We start from the raw sequence: 19367 nt of genomic DNA, 5'->3' as shown, positions 1-19367 counted from the left end.
AATGAAAATAATAGATAAATACATTTTAAAAAGATATTTGTCCACTTTTGTGGCGATGCTTTTAATGTTTATCCCAATTGCAATTGTAATTGACGTATCGGAGAAAGTCGATAAAATGATTGAAAATAAAATCCCATTCATTGAAATTGCCATCTATTATTATCATTTTACCATCTATTTTGCCAACTTATTATTTCCTATATTTTTATTCCTTTCGGTCATTTGGTTTACGTCAAAACTAGCCAATAATACCGAAATAATTGCAATATTAAGTTCCGGGATCTCATTCCAAAGATTTATGCGCCCGTTTATTATCGGGGCTTCAATTGTTTCCCTTTTTGCCTTGATTATGGGGGTTTTCCTGGTACCAAAAGCAAGTGAGGGATTTAATAATTTCCGATATACTTACCTGAAAGGAAATGGAAAGGAAATGATGCGCGATAATTCAAATGTGTTTAAGCAAATCAGCAAGGACGAATTTATTTATGTTGGAAATTTCAATCAGACCTCCAAAATTGCATTCAACTTTGCGATGGAAAAATTCAAAAAGGAAAAATTGCAATACAAAGTTACCGCCAGCCGGATCAAATGGAATCCGAAAGACAGTTCGTATACGATGTTCAATTACAACAAACGAAAAGTAGGGGAGTTTGCTGATATCATTGAAACCGCCGATAAAAAAGACACCATTTTTAAATTTGACCTGGAAGATTTAACCCCAGTAGTTTATGTGGCAGAAACCTTGCCGTTAGGTGAATTATACAAGTTTATTGACAAAGAAAAAAGCCGCGGTTCATCTAACATCAATGTATACTTGGTTGTGCTATATAAAAAGTACAGCCTCCCGGTTTCCGCGTTTATCCTTACCATTATAGCCGTGGCCGTTTCATCGATGAAAAGGAGAGGCGGAATGGGATTAAACCTGGCTATCGGAATTGGTCTGGCATTTTCATTTGTCTTTTTTGATAAGATATTTGGTGTTCTGGCTGAGAAATCCAGTGTGCCACCACTGTTGGCCGTTTGGTTGCCCAACATTGTTTTCGGTATTCTGGCCATATATCTGCTCCGAAATGCAAAACGATAACCTAAAGAGCTACTTCCATCTCCATTTCATCGTATTTATTTGGGGATTTACAGCCGTTTTAGGTGCGCTGATTACTCTTGATGCGTTGCCATTAGTCTGGTACCGGATGTTATTGGCAGTGGGATTTATTTCCTTATACATCTGGTACAAAAAAATCCCCATGAAAGTGCCGCTAAAGACCCTCTTCGGGTTTCTATTCGCAGGTCTGATCATTGCACTGCATTGGTTTACCTTTTTCAAGGCGATTAAAGTTTCCAATATTTCTGTAACATTAGCCTGTCTTTCCACCGGAGCTTTTTTTACATCGCTTTTGGAACCTTTGGTCTATGGACGAAAAGTTATCTGGTATGAAGTATTGTTTGGACTTATAGTAGTGCTCGGACTGTACATCATCTTCAATGTGGAAGGTAACTATGTCTACGGAATAATTCTGGCGTTAAGTTCCGCATTCCTATCCGCCACCTTTTCCGTAATCAACAGCAAATACGCCAAGGAATATAATCCGTCAGTCATTTCGTTTTATGAGTTACTTGGAGGTGTTCTGATTTTCTCCGTTTTTCTTGGAACTACCAACAGCTTTGATACCAAATTTTTTCAGGTTTCCGCTTCCGACTGGATGTATCTTGGGATACTAAGTTCAGTTTGTACGGCGTATGCCTTTATAGCCTCGGTCAAAGTAATGAAATTTTTAAGTCCGTATACCGTGATGCTGACCATCAATCTGGAACCTATTTACGGGATTATCCTGGCTGTGATTGTCTTTCAGGAAAAAGAAAAAATGGATCCGGCATTCTATATCGGTGCGCTAATCATTCTGTCCACAGTAATCATGAACGGCGTAGTCAAATACTATAAAAAAGAGAAAGCTTAAAAATCTTCTGGAGCTGGAACCTGCTGTACGTTTCCATCTTCGGGCTGGAAATGGTTTTTTCCACGACAAAAAAGGAGCTTGCTTCGGTCGCTCTTTTTCATCGGTAAAAAATACCTTTCCAACCCCAAGGATTTCCACTGCCATCAGGGCTAAGGGATTCCCGATACTTTTAGACAAAAAACAAAAAAAATCTTTCGTTCTACGCTGAAAATTTTATCTTTGCCTTTCGAACTAAAACTAAAAACGCACAAATCCTATGGAATATTTAGATTTTGAGCTTCCTATAAAAGAACTTGAAGACCAATTGGACAAATGTCAGATCATTGGTCAGGAATCCGATATTGATGTTACTAATACCTGCAAGCAAATAGAGCAAAAATTAGAAGAGACTAAGAAAAACATATATAAGAACCTGACTGCCTGGCAGCGTGTCCAATTATCACGTCACCCAAGCCGTCCGTATACCATGGATCACGTAAATGCACTTTGTGGCGATACATTCCTGGAATTGTTCGGTGACCGAAATTTCAAAGATGATAAAGCGATGATTGGTGGTCTTGGAAAAATTGGCGGACAATCGTTCATGATTGTAGGTCAGCAAAAAGGATACAATACCAAAACCCGTCAGTTCCGTAATTTCGGAATGGCAAATCCGGAAGGATATAGAAAGGCATTGCGCTTGATGAAAATGGCCGAGAAATTCGGAATACCTGTTTTGACTTTAATTGACACTCCCGGTGCTTATCCAGGGCTGGAAGCTGAAGAAAGAGGACAAGGGGAAGCAATTGCCAGAAACATTATCGAAATGATCCGTCTTAAAGTGCCTATCGTAACAGTTATCGTTGGCGAAGGAGCTTCCGGTGGTGCATTAGGAATTGGCGTTGGAGATCGTGTACTGATGATGGAAAACACATGGTACTCTGTAATTTCCCCGGAATCGTGTTCTTCTATTTTATGGAAAAGCTGGGAGTATAAAGAACAGGCTGCTGAGGCTTTGAAGTTGACTTCTGCCGACATGAAAAAGCAAAAACTGGTAGACGATATTATTCCGGAACCATTAGGTGGAGCTCATTATGACCGCGATACAACTTTTAAAACTGTGGAGCAATATATTCTTAAAGCATACGGGGAATTGAAAGACTTATCAACAGCAGTTTTAGTTGAGCAAAGGATGGACAAATACAGTAAGATGGGTGAATTTAAAGAGTAAATTCTTACAAATATATTCTAAATCCGAAGCCTTGTGGTTTCGGATTTTTTTTGGGTTATCAACAAAAAAACTTTAGTTATAAACAATTTTTAGTAATAACTCAATAGCAGTTTTTTTTATTTTTTAGTTACTTTCGCTACATGGAAAATTTCAGAAATATCAACCCCGTGAAAGTAGATAAAACTACGATTATCAATTTAGAAAAAGGAAAACTCCCGCCACAGGCGCTGGAGTTGGAAGAGGCCGTTTTAGGTGCCATGATGATTGATAAGAAAGGAGTTGATGAGGTAATCGATATTTTGCAGCCTGATGCTTTTTATAAAGATGCCCACAAGCATATTTTCGAGGCCATTTTTCAGTTATTCACAGATTCTCAACCGATTGACTTATTAACAGTTTCCGCTCAGCTAAAAAAGAACTCAAAACTGGAATTGGCAGGTGGTGATTTTTATTTAATCCAACTGACCCAAAAGATTTCATCATCGGCACATATTGAGTTTCACTCCAGAATTATTTTACAGAAATACATTCAACGAAGCCTTATAAAAATATCTTCGGAAATCATTGAGGAATCATATGATGAATCAACCGATGTTTTTGATTTATTGGACAAAGCCGAATCTAAATTATACGAAGTTACCCAAGGGAATATCAAACGTAGTTCCGAAACCGCACAAAGTTTGGTTATACAAGCCAAAAAGCGAATTGAGGAAATTGCCGGAAAAGAAGGGTTGAGTGGAATCGCAACCGGTTTTGAAAAACTGGACAAGATTACTTCCGGATGGCAGCCTAGTGATTTGATTATCATTGCAGCGCGTCCGGGTATGGGTAAAACCGCTTTTGTATTGTCCATGGCGCGTAATATTGCCATTGATTTTGGGCATCCGGTAGCGTTATTCTCTCTGGAGATGTCTTCCGTACAGTTGATTACCCGTTTGATATCCTCGGAAACCGGTTTGTCTTCGGAGAAATTGAGAACCGGAAAATTGGAAAAACACGAATGGGAACAGTTGAGTATCAAAGTGAAAAACCTTGAAAAAGCACCCTTATTTATAGATGATACGCCGTCGCTTTCTATATTTGACTTGCGGGCCAAATCCCGTCGTTTAGCTTCCCAACATGGTATCAAGTTAATCATTGTCGATTATTTGCAATTGATGACCGCCGGAGGAAGTAACGGTAAAGGTGGTGGGAACCGTGAGCAGGAAATATCCACTATTTCCCGAAACCTGAAGGCTCTTGCCAAAGAGTTAGGTGTTCCGGTAATAGCATTATCACAGTTATCGCGTGCCGTTGAAACACGTGGATCGAGCAAAAGACCTTTGCTTTCGGATCTTCGTGAATCTGGGGCGATCGAGCAGGATGCGGATATCGTATCGTTTATCTACAGACCCGAATATTACAAAATAGACGAGTGGGATGATGACGAACATTCTCCAACCGAAGGCCAGGCGGAATTTATCATTGCGAAACACCGAAACGGTAGTTTGGAAAATGTGCGTCTGAAGTTTATTGGTAATCTGGGTAAATTCGACAACCTGGAAGATTATGGCGGAGGTTATGATGATTTGCCATCGAAAATGAATTTAGAAGACAATCCTTTCCAGACTAAAAACCTACCTTCAGCCAACGAAGCTTTTGGAAGCAACCTAAATAGTTTTGATGATGACAGTGATGTTCCGTTTTAGAAATTAGTCTATAGTTTCGTCTTTTTTCTTGCCCAGCGGTATTGTTTTTTTATCGATTTCTTTTTCAGTCATTTCAACATATACGGCATAATCGGCAGGTTCAATTTTTCGTCCTTTAAAATTACCATATGCTCTCGTGAATTCAGCTCCAAAATATACAATCGCCGCAGTATAATATACCCATACCAAAATAATTATAAGAGATCCCGCTGCGCCATAAGTCGAGGCAGTACCTGCTGTTTCCAAATAAAGACCAATTAAATACCGGCCCAACAAAAAAAGGCATGTGGTGAAAAAAGCACCGGACCGCACATCCTTCCATTTAATTTTAGCATCTGGCAATACTTTAAAAATAACACCAAAGAGCAAACTAAGTACAGCAAAGCTGATGAAAAAATCCAATGCTTTGAACAATAAGACGGTAACATCGGGAAAATAACCAACCAGAAAATCACTCAAGAGTTTAAGTGCACCATTAATCACTAAGGAAACAATCAATAAGAAACCCAATGCCACGATAATTGATGATGACAACAGTCGGTCTTGTACGATTTTCAACCATCCTCTTTTTGGTTTGGCCTTCACTCTCCAGATGATGTTTATCGAATCCTGTATTTCTGCAAATACGGTCGTTGCTCCTACGATTAAAGCGATTCCACCAAAAATAGCTGCTGTTTTTGATTTACCCGATAACTCAATATTCTTGATCATCTCCTGAATTTGTATAGCTGCCTCGCTTCCCAACAGCATTTTTATCTCAGAAAATAACTGTCCTTCGACAGCTTCTCTCCCAAAAAAAATACCTACTAGCGAAATGAGAAGTAATAATAATGGAGCCAGCGAAAAAACCGTATAATAAGCAAGTGAGGCACTAAACTTAAGGGCTTTGTCATCTATGAAGCCAGTAAAAGTATCCTTAAGTATTTTTCCATTGCCTTTAAAAGCTTGCTTGGTAAAATATTTTTTCATAATTAGCAGTTTACTCTTATAAATTTAACAAATAATTCAAAATATAGTGTATAAAGGAACTAAATTATATTTACGTTTTAAGATAAATTTAAATATCTTCCTTTATATCTTTGGTACAAATAAGTAAGCAATGACTAAAAGATACCTTTGTATGCTCTTTTTTCTGATTTCCCTATCAGTGAAGGCATCGTTTATTTTATTGCCAATGGACGAAACCACGCAGCAAAATCATCTCAAAGCGTATGGGATTACCTATTGGTGCCTGGATAAAAATTACAAAGCCAGCTGGCTGCTCAATTATCGTGGGGGTTCTTTTTTATTGCCTGATGCTCCTGAAATCCGTAAGGAATGCCAAATACGGGGCGTTAGTTTTGAATTACTAACTGACGGGCAGGCCAATACTATCCTTGATGAAATTTCAAGTCCGTCCCAAAATATGGAAACCGTTATTTTGGAAAAAGCACCAAAAATCGCAGTCTATACCCCCAAAGGCAAGCAACCCTGGGATGATGCTGTGACTTTAGTTTTAACTTATGCCGAAATTCCATTTACCCCAATCTATGATGAAGAAGTATTATCCGACGGATTATTGCTTTACGATTGGCTGCATTTGCACCATGAGGATTTTACCGGGCAATACGGAAAGTTTTTTGGAGCATACAAAAATGCTCCCTGGTACATCGAGCAGAAAAAAGAGGCAGAAGCATTAGCTGCCAAATTAGGCTATAAAAAAGTGTCGGAGGAAAAATTGGCAGTGACAAAAAAAATACGTGATTTTGTCATTGGTGGCGGGTTCATGTTTGCGATGTGTTCGGCAACGGATAGTTTTGACATTGCATTGGCAGCTGATGGAGTTGACATTTGTGAGCCTATGTTTGATGGTGATGCCAGCGAAGGAAATTATCAATCCAAAATTGATTATACCAAATCATTCGCCTTCAAAGATTATATTTTGGAGCGCAGACCCGAAAAATATGAATTCTCGGATATTGACATGACAGAAAAAAGAATCATTCCAATGGAGAAAGATTATTTTACTTTAATGGAATTTTCGGCGAAATGGGATCCGATTCCAAGTATGTTATGCCAGAATCACACGCAATTGGTTAAAGGTTTCATGGGACAAAGTACCTCTTTCGATAGAAACCTGATAAAATCCAATATTCTTATTTTAGGTGAAAATCTATTAAATGGTGAAGCCCGATACATTCATGGCCAAAAAGGGAAAGGAATGTTCACTTTTTATGGCGGACATGATCCCGAAGATTACCGACATCAGGTGGGGGATGACCCTACGGTTTTGGATTTGCATCCGACTTCTCCGGGTTACCGGTTGATTTTGAATAATGTTTTGTTTCCTGCCGCAAGAAAGAAAAAACAAAAAACATAATCTCGAACTTTTCTTTATTAACTCATATCTGTCAATAATGGATTATGCAGCTATTTTACGGGAAATTTATCAGGAAGCACAATTGTCGCCTGCTATTGGGAATGTCGCTGTGACTATTCCGGAACTGGCAAAAATTGATCCCAATAAATTTGGCATTCATTTAACAACCATTGACGGACAGGATTTTGGTATAGGAGACAGTGACGAAAAATTTTCTATTCAGAGTGTCTCCAAAGCATTGACGCTTACGTTAGCTTTTTCTTTTTTGGATGAAAAAACATGGAAAAGAGTGGGAGTGGAACCTTCCGGTGATCCGTTTAATTCATTGGTGCAATTGGAATACGAAAAAGGAATTCCTAGAAACCCCTTTATAAATGCCGGCGCACTGGTAATTGCCGACATCCTGATTTCCCATTTGAAGAACCCGAAACAGGATTTTCTTGAGTTTATCCGAATGATTTCTGGCAGTCCGACAATTGACTTTAATTTGAAAGTCGCACAATCTGAAAAAGACACCGGTTTTAGGAATGCCGCTATGGCGAATTTTTTAAAATCGTTTGGGAATATAGAGAATGATGTGGAAGAGGTTTTGGATTTTTATTTCCATCAATGCTCCATTGAAATGACCTGCAAGGAACTGGCACATTCTTTTTTCTTCTTTGCCAATGAAGGAAAAACGCAGTCGGGAAAACAGATTGTATCCAAAAGTCAGGTGAAGCGATTGAATGCCCTGATGCAGACTTGTGGATTTTATGATGAATCGGGGGAGTTTACTTATAAAGTAGGGTTGCCCGGCAAGAGTGGAATCGGGGGAGGAATAGCTGCATTGTTTCCTAAAAATTTTGCTGTGGCAACCTGGAATCCCAGATTAAACGAAAAAGGAAATTCGGAATTGGGAATGTTTGCATTGGAATTACTGACTACAAAAACCGGAATGTCGATATTTTAAAACAAAAAGCCAATCAATTACGATTGGCTTTTTGTTTTTTAGCCCCGATTGCAGTGGAAATCCTTTTTATTTTTTCATTAAAAATAAAAAGATTAAAACGGAAAGCGGGAATAGCTCCAAAGACTATTAATTATTTTCGATTACGTAATTCAATACTTTGGTCATCAAATGCACGCGGTCTTTCCCTATTACATTGTGTTTGTGCATTGGATAAGGGAAGAAATCCACTTGTTTTTCTGCTTCAACAAACTTTTTGATCAAGGATAAATTGTGCTGCATTACTACGACATCATCGCTGGTTCCATGAATCAATAACAATTTTCCTTTCAGATTCTTAACATAGTTCAGCGTGTTGGCTTCATCAAAACCTTTTTGGTTTTCGGCAGGCGTATCCATATACCGTTCGCCGTACATGATTTCATAGAATTTCCAGTCGGTTACCGGTCCGCCGGCAACTCCAACTTTGAATACATCCGGTTTGCGCAACATCAATGAAGTTGTCATGAATCCACCGAAGCTCCATCCGTGAACTGCCAAACGGTTTCCGTCTACATATGGCAGCGATTTAAGGTAATCCACACCTTTCATCTGGTCCTCCATTTCGTTTACTCCCAATTTTCCGTGGATAATACTTTCGAAAGCAACGCCACGATTATCAGAACCACGATTGTCCATTGTAAAAACCAAATATCCTTGCTCGGCCATCCAGTACATCCAAAGATTGGCCCCATCCAAATAGGAATTCGTAATCAATTGGGCGTGAGGCCCACCATAAACATACACCAAAACCGGATATTTTTTACTTGGGTCAAAATTACTTGGCTTGATTAAACGCGTGTACAAGTCGGTTGTTCCATCAGCACTTTTGATGGTTTTGATTTCAGAAGTTCCCAAAGTATAACCTTCATACTTATTATTGCTTTCCAAAAGCGTTTTCGCTTTTAGTTTATTGTCATACAATACTGATTTGGAAGGCGTGGAGTGATTTGAATATTCATCAAAAAACCAATTTCCGTCGGTACTGATTGCAACGCTGTGAACGCCTTGGTCTTTTGTGATTAAGGTTTGTTTTCCTTTTAGATCTACTTTGTAAGCCAACATATTGGTTGGGTTTTCTCCGGGAGAAGAAAAATAAATTTCTGTTCCGGCAGCATTGCTTCCAAGGATATCGCGAACGATAAATTTATTATTGGTCAATTGCTTGATTAATTTTCCTTCGATGGTATAGTAATACAAATTATTGAAACCGTCTTTTTCACTGATCCAAACGAAATTATTTGATTTTTTGTTTGGAAAAAAAGCAGGATGCTCCGGTTCAACCCAGTTGTTGCTTTTTTCTTCCAATATAGTTCTGATAAAAGCACCTGTATTTGCGTCATAAACGTTGAGATGCATGTCATTCTGCCCACGGTTCAATTCGGCAATAATCACATATTTTTCATCCGGTGTCCACGCAAGGTTGGTCAGATAATCATCTGAATTTCCTCTTGGGGAAATAAAAACTGTTTGCTTAGTGGCCAGATTATAAACTCCGACGCGAGGTTTTTCGCTTTTTTGGCCAATCATCGGGTATTTGATGTTCACCAACTGGCCCGGTGTTTGAGTGATATCCAATAAAGGATAATCAGCCACATCGGTTTGGTCTTTTTGATAAAACGCTACAAAACGGGAATTTGGTGACCAGAAAATTCCGTTATCAATGCCAAATTCATTTCGTGCAAAAAACTGCCCTGAAACAATGTTTTCATTAGCGTCATTGGTAACAGCCACTTTTTCTTTGTTCTTGTTCAGTATATAAAGGTTGTTTTTTTTGGTATATGCAATGTTTTCCTTCGCATTATCATAAGTTGCATTTTCCATTCCCGCTACTTCAGAAACAGCTTTTCCGGTTTTACTGCTTAGGTCATACTCATAATTTTTTGTTCCGTCGGATAAAATAAAAGTTGACGTGTTTTTCCATTGAATACCTCCAAAATTTTTAAAATCCGAACCTAACACCGCATTTACATCCGCAAGTGAAATTAATTCAACTGCTTTTGAATCTTTGGTATTGGCAGTCATTAATTTTTTTCCGCCTTCGGCCAAATAAATGTATTTGTTGGTGTTTGGAATCCATTGAAATCCGGTCATCTTATCAGCCCTGAAATTTCTGTTTTGCTGTAAAACGCCATCTTCCAGTGTTATGTTTTTGTTTTGGCCGAAAGCCGTAAGCGCAATAAAAAAGCTGAAAACTAAGATTAAATTTTTATTCATAATGTAATGGTTTTGATTTGAAACGTATTTAAAAAGGGTATTGTCAACAGACTTTATTGGTCTATTAACAATACCCTTTGTTACACTGGGGAGATTTTTTAACAAAATTAAATTATACCCTGCTCATTTTCCTTATCTAAATATTCCTGTACGATATCTATAGCGTTGGTAATAACATCACTTAAGGCTGTGATAAAACTTCCTTCTTCGGCACTGTTGATAGCATGTTTAACGGCTTCTATTTCCTTTGCGATAATTTCATGAGTAACAGGTCGGCCGGATTCAGCAATACCTTCCAATATCAGTCCGATAATTTCTTCTTCAGTTCTGCCGCGCAGGTGTTTTTCCTGACGGATGATGATATGGTCAAACATTCGGCCCGCAATTTTAGCGCACTCCTTAATATCTTCGTCCCTTCGATCACCAACACCGGCGATAATTCCAATTTTTTTATTGGCTTCAACACTTTGCAGAAAGTCTTCCACACCTCTATAACCTGAAGGATTGTGTGCAAAATCTATCATCACTTTGAATTTTTTGAATTCAAAAATGTTCATTCGGCCTGGGGTTTGGGCTGCACCGGGAATAAATGTCTGTAAGGACAGACTGATATCTTCAGTTTTGAAGCCCCATAAATAACTCGCAAGGGTCGCGGCTAATACATTTGCAATCATGAATTTTGCTTTTCCGCCCATTGTCAATGGAACGATCGTAGCTTTTTCAATGCGTATTTTCCATTCCCCTTTTTTTACGGTGATGAATCCATTTTCATACACGGCCACTATTTTTCCTTCTTTGGACAGTTTCTTAACTCTAGGGCTGTCCTCATCCAGACTAAAATATGCTATATTACAGCTCAGGTCAGTGGCGACTTTCATGCATTGATCATCATCAGCATTTAAAACCGCCCAACCATCTTTTTTTACACTTCTGACAACAGTACTTTTCACACGTGCCAAATCATCCAATGTATTTATATCATTCAATCCAAGATGATCTTCCTGGATATTGGTAATAATTGCAATATCACATCGACTGAAACCTAAACCGGAACGTAGAATTCCGCCGCGGGCAGTTTCCAATACGGCAAATTCAACTGTTGGATCTTTTAGGATATACTCGGCACTCAATGGTCCGGTAGTATCTCCTTTTTCCATCATGTGGTTCTGGATGTATATTCCGTCAGAGGTTGTAAAACCTACTTTATAACCATTGTTTTTAACGATATGGGCCAAAAGTCGGGTAGTGGTGGTTTTTCCATTGGTTCCTGTCACGGCGATAATCGGGATACGACTTGGTTTACCAAGGGGATAAAGCATATCAATAACGGGGGAAGCAACGTTTCTTGGTAATCCTTCAGATGGGGCCAAATGCATTCGGAAACCCGGAGCTGCATTAACCTCTAAAATTACGCCGCCATTTTCTTTTAAAGGCTGTGTCAGGTTTTCGGCCATAATATCTACACCACAAACATCCAGACCTATTATTCTGGAAATCCTTTCGGCAAGGAAAATATTCTCAGGATGCATCATATCGGTCACATCAACTGAAGTTCCGCCGGTACTTAAATTCGCAGTCGATTTCAAATAAACGATTTCGCCAATTTTAGGAACGGTATCTAATGTATACTGTAAACGATCCAATAGATCCAAAGTATCTCTGTCAACCAATATTTCTGTCAAAACATTTTCATGTCCATATCCTCTTCGCGGATCCAAATTGACGGTGTCGATCAGTTCCCTTATGTTGTCTTTTCCATTTCCAATGACATTTGCAGGAACCCTTTTTGCGGCAGCGACCAATTTGTTGTCAATAACCAACACGCGGAAATCGAATCCGGTGATGAATTTTTCAACAATTACCCGACGGCCGTACTGTTTAGCAAAAGCCAGTCCTGATTTGGCATCCTCCCAATTGGTTACATTGATGGAGGCACCTTTGCCATGATTACCGTCCAAAGGTTTAATGACGATTGGATAACCGATTTTTTTGATAGTTGCTTCCAGTTCATCCTCTTCCGAACAGATACTTCCAGCGGCGACAGGGATTGATGCGCCATCCAGCATACGCTTGGTTTCTTCCTTATTACAGGCTATGTCCACCGCAATATTACTGGTCTTACAGGTGATGGTTGCCTGGAAGCGCATTTGATTCACTCCATATCCTAATTGTACAAGGGAATTGGTACCCAATCGAATCCAGGGTATGTCTCTTGCTACAGCTTCTTCAACAATGCTTCCCGTACTTGGACCGAGACGCACGCGCTGGCGTATTTCGCGCATCTTTTGAATGTCCGCCTCCAGATCATAATCGGTTCCGGCCACCAATGCTTCGGCAATAGCCACTGAACTTTCAGCGGCAAACAGTCCTACATTTTCTTCGGTGTAACTGAATACCACATTATAGGTTCCCGGAGTTTTAGTTTCTCGGGTTCTTCCAAACCCGGTTTCCATTCCGGCTAAGGATTGTATTTCAAGCGCAATATGTTCAATGACATGACCCATCCATGTTCCGCGTTCAATTCGGGAAAATAATCCGCCACGGACTCCTTCGGAGCAGCGATGTTCAACCAAGGAAGGAATCATTGCTTCCAGTCTTTCTCTGAAACGTTCTATTTTATTGGTGGGAAACTGTTCCATTTCCTCCAGGTCCAGACGCATTTGGATTAATTTTTTTCTTTGGACACTCCAAATATTAGGGCCACGAAGCGCTTGTATTTTTAATATTTTCATAAATCGGGGATATTATTTTTGAATAATGGGCTCACAGCTAGTCCATTACAATTTTAATTTATTGTAAATTTGTAAAAAGAAATAAAAAAAGCTGGAAATTTTGTTAAAAATGTAATATATAAAGCAACTAAAATAAATTTTTTAGAGAACTAATCAAAATTTAATTCATTAAAATACGATTATATTTTTTTAATGAAAATAATAACAAAAAAAGAGGGACTGGATTTGTCTGGTTTATCTTTTTATCTATTTTTACCAAATGAACATACGAGGAAAATTAATTATAATAGGTGGTGCAGTAGATAAAGGAAGTTTTACTGAAACCGATTTGGACAAAAACGTTTCTAACAACCTGAACTTCTTCGAAGCGGGTATTTTAAGACGTGTATTGGTTGAGGCGAAACATCAGGAAAAATCAAGAATTGAAGTTATTACTACGGCTTCGAAAATCCCAAGAGAGATTGGGCCTGAATATATCAAAGCCCTTAATTATTTGGGGGCAACCAATGTGGATGTTTTGCACATTGAACGTCGTGAACAAGCAACAGATCCGGAAGTTTTGGAAAGACTGAAAGCGGCCGATGTAGTGATGTTTACCGGTGGTGACCAATTGCGATTAACATCAATTTTGGGTGGAAGCCTATTTCATGACATACTATTGGATAAATACCAGAATGAGGATTTTATTTATGCAGGTACTTCAGCAGGAGCAGCTGCCGCTTCCAATAACATGATTTATCAGGGAAGCAGCCATGAGGCTCTTTTAAAAGGTGAAGTTAAAATAACCAGCGGATTGGGATTGATTGATGGAGTCATCATTGATACGCATTTCGTTCAAAGAGGAAGAATCGGACGATTGTTTCAATCGGTTGTTGGTAATCCAAGAACTTTGGGAATCGGACTAGGAGAAGATACCGGTCTGTTGATTACCAATAACTCCCGAATGGAAGCTATTGGTTCCGGACTTGTCATATTAGTCGACGGACGCCAGATTAAAGATACGAACTTAACTGAGATAGAATTGGGACAACCGATATCTGTCAATAATTTTGCTGTTCACGTGTTGAGCAAGTTTGATACCTACGATTTGAAAACGCATAAGATGCACATCCAATCGTCACAGTACATTTAATTCCAGCATCATGAAAGTAATTATCCACGGTGGTTTTTTTTCGGAATCGTCTACCAATGCTGAAACGAAATTAGCCAAGCAACAAGCTTTAGAACGGATTGCCCGAGATTCCTATGAATTTTTGAAAACCCATTCAGCTTTGGAAACGGTTGTTCTTGCTGTATCTGAATTGGAGGATGATGAATTGTTCAATGCAGGTATTGGTTCCCAAATACAAAGCGACGGAAAAATCCGGATGAGCGCCGCTTTAATGGAGGGCAGCACTCAAAAGATGAGTGGTGTCATCAATATCGAAGAAGTTAAAAATCCAATTCAGGTTGCTGTGAAGCTATTGGATTACGATGATAAGGTTCTTGGTGGAGAAGGAGCAATCAGCTTCGCAAGAAATAATGGCTTTGAAATTTTTTCCACAGAAATTCCGCAACGTCGTTTTGAGTATGAAGCCAAACTAAAAGCTTCCGGAACAGGTACTGTAGGTTGTGTGGCTTTGGATGCAGATGGTAAACTGGCGGTAGCTACTTCTACAGGTGGGAAAGGTTTTGAAATGCCGGGACGAATTTCTGATTCGGCAACCGTAGCCGGAAATTATGCCAATGCGCATTGTGGGGTGAGTCTAACGGGCGTTGGTGAGGATATTGTCAGCAATGCCACAGCAGCGAAAATTGTCACGCGTGTAACGGATGGTTTTTCTTTGAAAGAAGCATTCGAAAAAACGTTTGCGGAACTAAAAGAAAACGATGGATTTGCGGGTGCAATCGCGATAGATGCCAAAGGAAATATATTTCATCAGGATTCGTACCCAAGTATGGTATTTGCCAGTTATGACGGAACCGATTTTGAAGTATTTGATTAGACTATACATTTTATATTAATGACCTGACACTTCAAACTGTCAGGTTTTTTTATGCTTGAAAATAAAAAACCCACTCTTTCGAATGGGTTTTGTATAAGTAAGTAAGCTAAATATATGTTTATAAAACGTTTATTTTACTTTTTTAAGTACAGCTTTAAAAGCTTCTGGGTGGTTCATCGCTAAATCCGCAAGAACTTTTCTGTTCAATTCGATTCCGTTAGCTTTAACTTTCCCCATGAATTGAGAATAAGACATTCCTTCCAATCTGGCTCCAGCGTTGATACGTTGAATCCATAAAGCACGGAAATTTCTTTTGTTCACTTTTCTGTCACGGTAAGCGTAGCACATTGCTTTCTCTACCGCGTTTTTTGCAACTGTCCAAACGTTTTTACGTCTACCAAAGAAACCTTTGGCTTGTTTCATTATTTTTTTTCTTCGTGCTCTTTTAGCAACTGAATTTACCGATCTTGGCATAATTTTACTGTTTTTTTGTAGCAGGCGTCCCGAATTTAATCAAGAGAACTTAAGGCCATACTCCAAGGTTATTTTAAATTGTTTTAACCTAAAGAATCTTTTAGTCAAATGTTAGAAAGTCGAATGTCAAAAGTCAACAACTTTATGACTTTATGACTTTTAAACTTTAAGACTAATTATATAATTCTTAATTGTTGTTTGATGCTTTTCATATCTGTTTTGTGAACTAGCGCTGAGTGTGTCAAAGCTAATTTACGTTTTTTAGATTTTTTAGTCAAGATGTGACTTTTAAAAGCATGCTTTCTTTTAATCTTTCCAGAACCAGTAACTTTGAAACGTTTCTTGGCGCTAGATTTGGTTTTCATTTTAGGCATTTTTTCCTAGTGTTTTAATTTATTCTTACTTACTATCTTCACATTCTGTAATTGAATACCGAATCTTATTTTTTCTTTTTCGGAGCAATGAAAATGATCATTCTCTTTCCTTCCAGAACCGGCATCGCTTCCACTTTACCATATTCTTCCAAATCGGTAGCCAGTCTTAATAATAGAATCTGACCTTGATCTTTATAGATAATCGAACGTCCTTTGAAGAATACGAATGCTTTTAATTTGGCTCCTTCTTTCAGGAACTTCTCCGCATTCTTTCTTTTGAACTCATAATCATGCTCATCGGTCTGTGGACCAAAACGGATTTCTTTCACGACTACCTGAGTAGATTTTGCTTTAAGCGCTTTATCACGCTTCTTTTGTTCGTAAATGAATTTTTTATAATCCATAATTTTACAAACCGGCGGATCTGCGTTTGGCGAAATTTCAACTAAATCCAATTCGAATTGGTCAGCTAATCTTAAGGCCTCAGCTAGTTTAAAAACTCCTGGCTCGATATTCTCACCTACAAGTCTTACTTCTTGCACACCACGAATATGACTGTTTATTCTGTGGGCATCTTTTTTTTCTACTCGAGGTTGGTAACCTCTGTTGCTTCTTATTGCTATGACTTTATAATTTAAGTTAAACTGTAAATACTTTTAATGTTTTATTAATCTCATCGTTCACTATTGTGGCGAATTCTTCGATGGTAACGCTGATATTGCCTTTTCCTTCCTGTCCATGACGACGGATAGAAATGGTTCCGTTTTTCTCTTCTTCCTCGCCTACAATCAGCATAAACGGGGTCTTCTGCATTTCTGCATCTCTAATTTTCTTACCGATAGTCTCGTTTCGGTTGTCTATAAGGGCGCGAATTTCGTGATTTTCCAGCAGATTTAAAACTTTTTTCGCATAATTTTCATATTTCTCACTCAAAGACAAGATAATAGCCTGTTCAGGCATTAACCAGAGTGGGAAATTTCCTGCCGTGTGTTCCAATAAAATGGCGATGAAACGTTCCATCGATCCAAAAGGAGCACGGTGAATCATAACCGGTCTATGTAATTCATTATCAGAACCTTTATACGTCAGTTCAAAACGCTCCGGTAAGTTATAATCTACCTGAATCGTTCCCAATTGCCAACTTCTTCCCAATGCATCTTTCACCATGAAATCCAACTTCGGACCATAAAAAGCAGCTTCGCCATATTCAACAACGGTATTCAGGCCTTTATCAGCAGCTGCATTGATAATTGCATTCTCTGCTTTTTCCCAATTTTCATCACTTCCTATATACTTATCTCTATTGTCTTTATCTCGTAAAGAAATTTGAGCGGTAAAGTTTTCAAAACCTAATGAAGAAAATACATAAAGCACCAAATCAATCACTTTCTTAAATTCCTCGTCCAGCTGATCTGGTGTACAAAAAATATGCGCATCATCCTGAGTAAATCCACGTACACGGGTCAATCCATGTAATTCACCACTTTGCTCGTATCTGTAAACGGTACCAAATTCAGCATAACGCTTTGGTAAATCTTTATAGGACCAAGGCTTGGTGTTGTAAATTTCACAGTGGTGAGGGCAGTTCATTGGTTTCAATAAAAACTCTTCCCCTTCCGCCGGAGTGCTTATCGGCTGAAAGCTGTCAGCTCCGTATTTCGCATAATGTCCCGAAGTAACATACAGTTCTTTCTGTCCGATATGAGGGGTCACTACTTGTTCGTAACCGGCCTTCTTTTGTGCTTTTTTCAAAAATTGCTCCAAACGATCACGTAAGGCAGCTCCTTTTGGTAACCACAACGGCAATCCTGCACCTACTTTTTGAGAGAAGGCGAACAATTCCAATTCCTTACCTAATTTTCTATGGTCGCGGCGTTTGGCCTCTTCCAATAATAACAGGTAATCAGTCAGGTCCTTTTGTTTTGGGAACGAAATTCCGTAAACGCGGGTCAACTGCTTGTTTTTCTCGTCACCTCTCCAGTAGGCTCCGGCAACGCTCATGATTTTCATGGCCTTGATAATTCCGGTATTCGGAATATGTCCCCCACGACACAAATCAAAGAAGTTGGCATGGTCGCAAAAAGTAATCGTACCGTCTTCTAAGTTAGAAATCAGTTCTGTCTTGTATTCATTATTCTTATAAACTTCCAATGCTTCCGCTTTAGAAACCGGACGCATTTTAAATTCATGCTTCTCTCTCGAAATTTCAAGGACACGGTCTTCGACAGATTTAAAATCGGCATCGGTTATTTTTTTGTCGCCAAAATCGACATCATAATAGAAACCATTATCAATCGCAGGTCCAAGCGTCAGCTTAATCCCAGGGAATAATTCCTCCAGGGTTTGCGCCATCACATGCGAAGTCGAATGCCAGAACGCTTTTTTTCCTTCGGTGTCATTCCAGGTATATAATATAAGAGTTCCGTCCGTGGTCAGAGGCGTCGTCGTTTCAATCGTTGTGCCTTCAAAAGCTGCAGAAATCACGTTTCTGGCAAAGCCTTCACTAATATTTTTGGCAACATCCATCGGAGTTACGCCGGGCGCAAACTCTCTCACTGACCCATCGGGTAAAGTAATCTTAATCATCGTTCGTATTTTATGAACCGCAAATATAAAGGATTACCAAAACACACACAATATATATGACAGGTTTGTTACATATATATAAGGTAACATGATTTATTATCTGTTACAGGGATTTTTTTATTATCAGGAGCTATGACCAGACCCTTTTCAAGAACGTTCAGTCCCGTTTTCCGCTCGTATCTGGCGCTTTTATAAAGAATAAAGCGCCAGGATACCGCTTCACCCGGGGCTAAGGATGGAAATTTACGTTCTTTATATATAAGGAAGGGTTCCGGAAACATTATTCATCTGCTATAAAGCCATGAAAAACCAGCTCCAAACAGAATAGCCACCATAAACCCTACAACGAGGGAAAAAACTTTAGTCTCCAAAAAACGGGTTCCCAACGAGTTAGGGAAGGAGTGAAAAAAAATTTCAAAAAAAAGGCCTGTAAAAGTTTGCGAAAGAGAATAAGTATGCTACTTTTGCACCCGCAATGACGCAGAAGTTCTTACTTATTTACTGGGATGTTAATCGAAAAGATTCTAACAAAAATTAGAAAAAAGATTTGCGAGAAAGTAAAAAAGTATTTATCTTTGCCGACCCGAAAGGGAGCAAGTTCTTATACATATTGAGTGAGTGAAACGAGAGAAAACGAAGAATAAAATTTTTCAAAAAAACTTTCACAAACACTTGCGAGATTAAAAAGAAGTTGTACTTTTGCACCCGCTTCCAGAGACACACGATGTGGGTCAAACGAAACGAAAAACATAGAAGAACACGTTCATAGACATATTGAATTGACAGCCGTTTTAAGGGAAAC

General features: G+C 38.9%; 15 protein-coding genes. 8 read left to right on the top strand and 7 right to left on the bottom strand.

Annotated elements, in window-relative coordinates; all coding sequences use genetic code 11:
- Nucleotide 1: 1 nt before the first annotated feature.
- From FNW07_RS12790 to dnaB, 4 genes are all read left to right on the top strand, one after another.
- Nucleotides 2-1084 carry an LptF/LptG family permease gene (locus FNW07_RS12790; protein ID WP_126745166.1) on the top strand — a complete coding sequence of 361 codons (1083 nt, stop codon included), beginning with the start codon at nucleotides 2-4 and terminating at the stop codon, nucleotides 1082-1084.
- Complete coding sequence (locus FNW07_RS12785) at nucleotides 1071-1955, top strand: DMT family transporter (protein WP_126745167.1); 885 nt, start codon at nucleotides 1071-1073, stop codon at nucleotides 1953-1955. Before FNW07_RS12790 ends, FNW07_RS12785 begins: the two co-directional genes overlap by 14 nt.
- Before the next feature lie 256 nt (nucleotides 1956-2211).
- A complete protein-coding gene (locus FNW07_RS12780) occupies nucleotides 2212-3165 on the top strand; it encodes an acetyl-CoA carboxylase carboxyltransferase subunit alpha (RefSeq protein WP_126745168.1) in 954 nt (317 codons plus the stop codon).
- 140 nt (nucleotides 3166-3305) lie between these two features.
- Nucleotides 3306-4853 (top strand): replicative DNA helicase, encoded by a 1548-nt coding sequence (gene dnaB / locus FNW07_RS12775; RefSeq protein ID WP_126745169.1) that lies wholly within the window; start codon nucleotides 3306-3308, stop codon nucleotides 4851-4853.
- A 3-nt stretch (nucleotides 4854-4856) separates the two neighbouring features.
- On the opposite strand, the gene FNW07_RS12770 is transcribed toward dnaB, so the two are convergent.
- The gene (locus FNW07_RS12770; protein ID WP_126745170.1) at nucleotides 4857-5822 is read right to left on the bottom strand and encodes a YihY/virulence factor BrkB family protein; all 966 of its coding nucleotides are present in this window, start codon (nucleotides 5820-5822) and stop codon (nucleotides 4857-4859) included.
- Nucleotides 5823-5952: 130 nt separating this feature from the next.
- On the opposite strand from FNW07_RS12770, the gene FNW07_RS12765 reads away from it, so the two are divergent.
- Both FNW07_RS12765 and FNW07_RS12760 read left to right on the top strand, forming a co-directional pair.
- A complete protein-coding gene (locus FNW07_RS12765; protein WP_126745171.1) occupies nucleotides 5953-7212 on the top strand; it encodes an asparagine synthetase B in 1260 nt (419 codons plus the stop codon).
- 37 nt (nucleotides 7213-7249) lie between these two features.
- The gene (locus FNW07_RS12760) at nucleotides 7250-8161 is read left to right on the top strand and encodes a glutaminase (RefSeq protein WP_126745172.1); all 912 of its coding nucleotides are present in this window, start codon (nucleotides 7250-7252) and stop codon (nucleotides 8159-8161) included.
- Nucleotides 8162-8287: 126 nt separating this feature from the next.
- Here FNW07_RS12760 and FNW07_RS12755 read toward each other — a convergent pair whose 3' ends face one another.
- Nucleotides 8288-10414: a DPP IV N-terminal domain-containing protein gene (locus tag FNW07_RS12755; RefSeq protein WP_126745173.1), complete on the bottom strand. Its 2127-nt coding sequence runs from the start codon at nucleotides 10412-10414 to the stop codon at nucleotides 8288-8290.
- A 107-nt stretch (nucleotides 10415-10521) separates the two neighbouring features.
- On the bottom strand, nucleotides 10522-13146 hold the full coding sequence (gene cphA / locus FNW07_RS12750; protein ID WP_126745174.1) for a cyanophycin synthetase: 2625 nt from the start codon (nucleotides 13144-13146) through the stop codon (nucleotides 10522-10524).
- 259 nt (nucleotides 13147-13405) lie between these two features.
- Between cphA and FNW07_RS12745 the strand changes: the two genes are divergently transcribed.
- Together FNW07_RS12745 and FNW07_RS12740 are read left to right on the top strand one after the other, a co-directional pair.
- Nucleotides 13406-14278, top strand: coding sequence for a cyanophycinase (locus tag FNW07_RS12745; RefSeq protein WP_126745175.1), 873 nt, complete (start codon nucleotides 13406-13408; stop codon nucleotides 14276-14278).
- A 10-nt stretch (nucleotides 14279-14288) separates the two neighbouring features.
- Complete coding sequence (locus FNW07_RS12740; RefSeq protein ID WP_126745176.1) at nucleotides 14289-15131, top strand: isoaspartyl peptidase/L-asparaginase; 843 nt, start codon at nucleotides 14289-14291, stop codon at nucleotides 15129-15131.
- Nucleotides 15132-15260: 129 nt separating this feature from the next.
- Here FNW07_RS12740 and rplT read toward each other — a convergent pair whose 3' ends face one another.
- The 4 genes from rplT to thrS all read right to left on the bottom strand — a co-directional run bounded on the left by rplT (nucleotide 15261) and on the right by thrS (nucleotide 18565).
- Complete coding sequence (gene rplT, locus FNW07_RS12735; RefSeq protein ID WP_126745177.1) at nucleotides 15261-15605, bottom strand: 50S ribosomal protein L20; 345 nt, start codon at nucleotides 15603-15605, stop codon at nucleotides 15261-15263.
- A 176-nt stretch (nucleotides 15606-15781) separates the two neighbouring features.
- Nucleotides 15782-15979 (bottom strand): 50S ribosomal protein L35, encoded by a 198-nt coding sequence (gene rpmI / locus FNW07_RS12730; RefSeq protein WP_022827375.1) that lies wholly within the window; start codon nucleotides 15977-15979, stop codon nucleotides 15782-15784.
- A 65-nt stretch (nucleotides 15980-16044) separates the two neighbouring features.
- Nucleotides 16045-16602, bottom strand: a complete 558-nt coding sequence (gene infC, locus FNW07_RS12725; protein WP_370511514.1) for a translation initiation factor IF-3 — start codon at nucleotides 16600-16602, stop codon at nucleotides 16045-16047.
- Nucleotides 16603-16618: 16 nt separating this feature from the next.
- Entirely contained in the window at nucleotides 16619-18565 is a 1947-nt protein-coding gene (gene thrS / locus FNW07_RS12720; protein ID WP_126745347.1) for a threonine--tRNA ligase, read from the bottom strand.
- Nucleotides 18566-19367 lie beyond the last annotated feature (802 nt).

The organism is Flavobacterium sp. GT3R68 (assembly GCF_007109225.1).
Taxonomy (GTDB): domain Bacteria; phylum Bacteroidota; class Bacteroidia; order Flavobacteriales; family Flavobacteriaceae; genus Flavobacterium.
Note: the sequence above shows the minus strand (reverse complement) of the source record. Positions and strands in the feature narration are given on the sequence as shown.

Excerpts from the sequence above, each read along its gene's own strand:
- FNW07_RS12790 (WP_126745166.1), top strand. The coding sequence starts at position 2 with ATGAAAATAATAGATAAATACATTTTAAAAAGATATTTGTCCACTTTT.
- FNW07_RS12785 (WP_126745167.1), top strand. The coding sequence starts at position 1,071 with ATGCAAAACGATAACCTAAAGAGCTACTTCCATCTCCATTTCATCGTA.
- FNW07_RS12780 (WP_126745168.1), top strand. The coding sequence starts at position 2,212 with ATGGAATATTTAGATTTTGAGCTTCCTATAAAAGAACTTGAAGACCAA.
- dnaB (WP_126745169.1), top strand. The coding sequence starts at position 3,306 with ATGGAAAATTTCAGAAATATCAACCCCGTGAAAGTAGATAAAACTACG.
- FNW07_RS12770 (WP_126745170.1), bottom strand. The coding sequence starts at position 5,822 with ATGAAAAAATATTTTACCAAGCAAGCTTTTAAAGGCAATGGAAAAATA.
- FNW07_RS12765 (WP_126745171.1), top strand. The coding sequence starts at position 5,953 with ATGACTAAAAGATACCTTTGTATGCTCTTTTTTCTGATTTCCCTATCA.
- FNW07_RS12760 (WP_126745172.1), top strand. The coding sequence starts at position 7,250 with ATGGATTATGCAGCTATTTTACGGGAAATTTATCAGGAAGCACAATTG.
- FNW07_RS12755 (WP_126745173.1), bottom strand. The coding sequence starts at position 10,414 with ATGAATAAAAATTTAATCTTAGTTTTCAGCTTTTTTATTGCGCTTACG.
- cphA (WP_126745174.1), bottom strand. The coding sequence starts at position 13,146 with ATGAAAATATTAAAAATACAAGCGCTTCGTGGCCCTAATATTTGGAGT.
- FNW07_RS12745 (WP_126745175.1), top strand. The coding sequence starts at position 13,406 with ATGAACATACGAGGAAAATTAATTATAATAGGTGGTGCAGTAGATAAA.
- FNW07_RS12740 (WP_126745176.1), top strand. The coding sequence starts at position 14,289 with ATGAAAGTAATTATCCACGGTGGTTTTTTTTCGGAATCGTCTACCAAT.
- rplT (WP_126745177.1), bottom strand. The coding sequence starts at position 15,605 with ATGCCAAGATCGGTAAATTCAGTTGCTAAAAGAGCACGAAGAAAAAAA.
- rpmI (WP_022827375.1), bottom strand. The coding sequence starts at position 15,979 with ATGCCTAAAATGAAAACCAAATCTAGCGCCAAGAAACGTTTCAAAGTT.
- thrS (WP_126745347.1), bottom strand. The coding sequence starts at position 18,565 with ATGATTAAGATTACTTTACCCGATGGGTCAGTGAGAGAGTTTGCGCCC.